This window comes from Cereibacter ovatus, from assembly GCF_900207575.1.
Taxonomy (GTDB): domain Bacteria; phylum Pseudomonadota; class Alphaproteobacteria; order Rhodobacterales; family Rhodobacteraceae; genus Cereibacter_A; species Cereibacter_A ovatus.
Map to the genome: position 1 here is coordinate 1 of NZ_OAOQ01000046.1, position 3239 is coordinate 3239.

6 protein-coding genes and 1 tRNA gene are annotated in these 3239 nt (G+C 64.5%); 5 read left to right on the top strand and 2 right to left on the bottom strand.

All coding sequences use genetic code 11. The features are described 5' to 3' along the window. The first annotated feature begins 266 nt into the window (after positions 1-266). Positions 267-923 carry a helix-turn-helix domain-containing protein gene (locus CRO07_RS18105; protein WP_141400115.1) on the top strand — a complete coding sequence of 219 codons (657 nt, stop codon included), beginning with the start codon at positions 267-269 and terminating at the stop codon, positions 921-923. Here CRO07_RS18105 and CRO07_RS18845 read toward each other — a convergent pair. Beyond that, entirely contained in the window at positions 902-1072 is a 171-nt protein-coding gene (locus tag CRO07_RS18845) for a hypothetical protein (protein WP_176504633.1), read from the bottom strand. The two genes, CRO07_RS18105 and CRO07_RS18845, sit on opposite strands and share 22 nt — an antisense overlap. A 75-nt stretch (positions 1073-1147) precedes the next feature. Here CRO07_RS18845 and CRO07_RS18850 point away from each other — a divergent pair, with 75 nt between their 5' ends. Further along, positions 1148-1699 (top strand): tyrosine-type recombinase/integrase, encoded by a 552-nt coding sequence (locus CRO07_RS18850; protein ID WP_176504634.1) that lies wholly within the window; start codon positions 1148-1150, stop codon positions 1697-1699. Positions 1700-1729: 30 nt separating this feature from the next. Here CRO07_RS18850 and CRO07_RS18115 read toward each other — a convergent pair. After that, positions 1730-1805, bottom strand: a tRNA-Phe gene (locus CRO07_RS18115). Positions 1806-2156: 351 nt separating this feature from the next. Here CRO07_RS18115 and tnpA point away from each other — a divergent pair. The 3 genes from tnpA to CRO07_RS18130 form a co-directional block, all read left to right on the top strand. Beyond that, positions 2157-2567 (top strand): IS66-like element accessory protein TnpA, encoded by a 411-nt coding sequence (tnpA, locus tag CRO07_RS18120; protein WP_097032010.1) that lies wholly within the window; start codon positions 2157-2159, stop codon positions 2565-2567. Continuing rightward, positions 2564-2917 carry an IS66 family insertion sequence element accessory protein TnpB gene (gene tnpB, locus CRO07_RS18125; RefSeq protein WP_097032011.1) on the top strand — a complete coding sequence of 118 codons (354 nt, stop codon included), beginning with the start codon at positions 2564-2566 and terminating at the stop codon, positions 2915-2917. Before tnpA ends, tnpB begins: the two co-directional genes overlap by 4 nt. 161 nt (positions 2918-3078) lie before the next feature. Beyond that, the coding region (locus CRO07_RS18130; protein WP_141400065.1) for a transposase at positions 3079-3239 on the top strand (161 nt) is incomplete at its 3' end.

The following is a 3239-nucleotide window of genomic DNA, read 5'->3' on the forward strand; positions in this document are numbered from 1 at the left end:
GATCCGTGTCGCCGTGCTCAACCGCTTCACCGACCTCGGCACACCCAGCACTGAGGCCAAGGGATAAGTCTGTCCGGTGAAAGGGGAGTTCTTGCTCTCAGCCGATTTGTGCAACAGAGCCGGAGAATTGTCAAACCGGTTTTCGGGCGATCCGGGCCAAAGAAAAACCGTCGAGGGGGCGGCCACCCACCTCGACGGCGCATTCGAAGTTACTGTTCTGACAGAATACCAAAGTGCGGATTCCGGCGCAGTCGTCGGAGGCCTGCATGTCTGACATTCTGCCCTTCTACCAGGTCAAGCTGCAGTATCTTCTCGACCTCGTCCTCGACCATTCGCTTGACGACAACGCCTTCCGCGTTGCCGCCTATCTTGCGCTGACCCATGCCGACCATGACACCGGCGAATGCCATCCATCCTTCGAGATGATCGGCACGGCGCTCGGGCGGCATGCGAAGTCAGTGAAGCGCGCCCTGAACAAGCCCGAGATGGCGCGCCACCTGGCCGTCGTGCGCGACACCAATCGCGGCAACGCATCGCGCTACCGCCCGACCGAAGATGCCCTGCGACGCGCCACACAGCGGCGGCGGGAGGGGGACAAGATCGTCCCCCTTTCCCGGGTGAAAGGGGGACAATCCTGTCCGCCCGAGGGGACATATCTGTCCGCAAAAGGGGGACAGGAACGCCCCCCGAACAAAGAAAAGGAACTTAAACCAAGAACGGCCGCGACCGCGCCGGATTTGCCCGGGAAAGGGCAATCCGACACAGCCCCGGCCCGCAGCGCCCCACCGTCGCCGCTGGTCTTCGTCCCCCAGGGCATCTGCTTTGCGCGAGACTGGAACGACCGGCTGGCGCAGGAGGGGCTGGCCGCGCTCGACCGAAGCCTTCCTTTGGCGGTGAACGGTCAGGCCCCGTCGGCTACCTGATCGCCGATCAGGTTCTGGCCTACGATGCCAATCGCGACCTGATCCGCGATGCGGCTGGCCAGCCCACGCACACGATCCGCGACCCGCGCCCCGAGGTCCTGCGCGGCAGCCCCGACCGGACCGAGGCGCTGATCGACGCCAGTCCCCATGCCTGGACCTACCGCGCCGGTGTCATCAGCTTTGCCGCCGACGACGCCCCGACCGAGTCGCAGCAGGCCGAGGTCATGGACGGCTTCGAAAAGCTCGCCTTGATGAACACCGGCCTCGACCCATCCGACGCGCTGAACCTGCAGCGCGACCAGATCGATGGCGAAACCATCTGGGGCGTGCGGGGCAAGACCGGGGTGGAAGTCGCTATTCCCATCGGCCCGACGCTGCACGCGGCACTGAAGCAGTCACCGCAGCACGATGCGCCCGCCCTGCTGGCCAACTCACGCGGCGAGCAATGGACCTACAACGGCTTCTCCACCGTCTGGCACCGCTTCAAGACGGGATTGGAGGCTGAAGGGCTGATCCACCCCGGCCTCACCCTCAAGGGCCTAAGACATACCGTTGCGACCACGCTGCGCGAGGCGGGGCTGGATGAACGCCGCATAGCCGACCTTCTGGGGCAGGAAACCCTGTCCATGGCGCGGCACTATTCGCGGTCTGCCAACCTTGCGGCGAAGAACCGCGAGACCATGGCGACTCTCGAAACCGAGAACGCGCGGCGGGCGCAGATTGTCAAACCTTCCGCCAAAAGCGTCAAACCCGAACCGAAAAAGAAATCGGAATGAAAACAAACCTAGCGATTTCAGATATTTAAGTGGTGCCCAGAGCCGGAATCGAACCAGCGACACGCGGATTTTCAATCCGCTGCTCTACCAACTGAGCTATCTGGGCGCGCCGTTCGTATGATCGGCTGTGGGTGTGTCTTTAGAATGAACGGCGAGGACTGTCCAGAGGCAGAACGGAAAAAAATGCCGAAGCGGGTCGGCAACTTGTCGCCAATGGCCGGGCAACGCTGCCGGCCGGTCAAGCTGCGCCGCTGGCATCGGGGAACGTGCGACCTGGCCAACGATACCGGGTTTTTCGAACGCCTATACAGGATGTTGGGCGGGCACTGGCCATGCCGTGACCTGCCACTGACCTTTCATCCAATCGTATGCGCCGTTTCCGTCCCATTGATTTCGCCGGTTCCCGATCGCTGACCGAGAGGCGAGTCTTGCTCTGAGGTTTCAGAGAGGCACGGCGATGGCGGATGGTGGAGAGGGATTTGGCGGCCGGATCGAGGTGGTCCGGCGCACGCGTGGATATCGGCGCTGGCCTGACGAGGTGAAGGCCCGGATCGTGGCCGAGAGCTTCCGTCCGGGCGCCCGGGTTGCGGATGTGGCGCGGCGGCACGGGGTGCTCGCGCACCAGCTTTCGGACTGGCGGCGTCAGGCGCGGCAAGGGCTCCTGGCTCTGCCCGAGGAAGCCGTGGAGGGACTGGAAGCCGCCTTCGTGCCCCTGACGGTAGAGCCGACCCCTACCGCCGCATCGGAGCAAGGTGGCCCTGCCGGGGCGGTGACCATCGAGATCGGCGCCGTCGTCCTGCGTGTTCCGGGCGATGTCCCGGCCGAACGGGCGGCGGCGCTGGTGCGGGCGCTGCGAGAGGCGCCATGATCGTCGCCGCCCAGCGGCTGCCGATCGTGGTCGCGACCCGGCCCGTCGACTTCCGCTGCGGCCATCAGGCGCTGGCGCTGATCGTGCAGGACCAGCTGAAGCTCGATCCACATTCCGGCGTGACGGTGATCTTCCGCTCGAAGCGCGGTGACAGGCTGAAGATTCTGGTCTGGGACGGCAGCGGCCTGGTGCTGATCTACAAGCGGCTCGAGCAGGGAAACTTCGCCTGGCCGAAGGTTCAGGACGGGGTCATGCGTCTGTCCCGGGCGCAGTACGAGGCGCTGTTCGAGGGGCTGGAGTGGCGTCGGGTGGTGGCGCAGCGTGTGGCCCCGCCGGCTGCGGCTGGGTGACTCAGGCGGCCGTTTCAGGCCTTGTTTTGTTGGGGTTCCGGTTCTGATCGGGTAGGAAGGCGCATGTCGCAGCCCCTCGATCTCAGCCAGTTTCCCGACCTTTGAATAGCCCCATGTTTCCTGGACGCCTTCTTCGCTAACTTTGAGGCAAGGAGGCCATGATGGGAACAGGCAATTTCACGGACGAGTTCAAGCGTGACGCGGTCGCGCAGATCACGGAGCGGGGCTACCCGATCAAGGAGGTTTCGGAGCGGCTCGGGGTCAGCCTGCATTCGCTCTATGCGTGGAAGCGCAAGTTCGCGAAGGCGGCCACTGGCGAGAC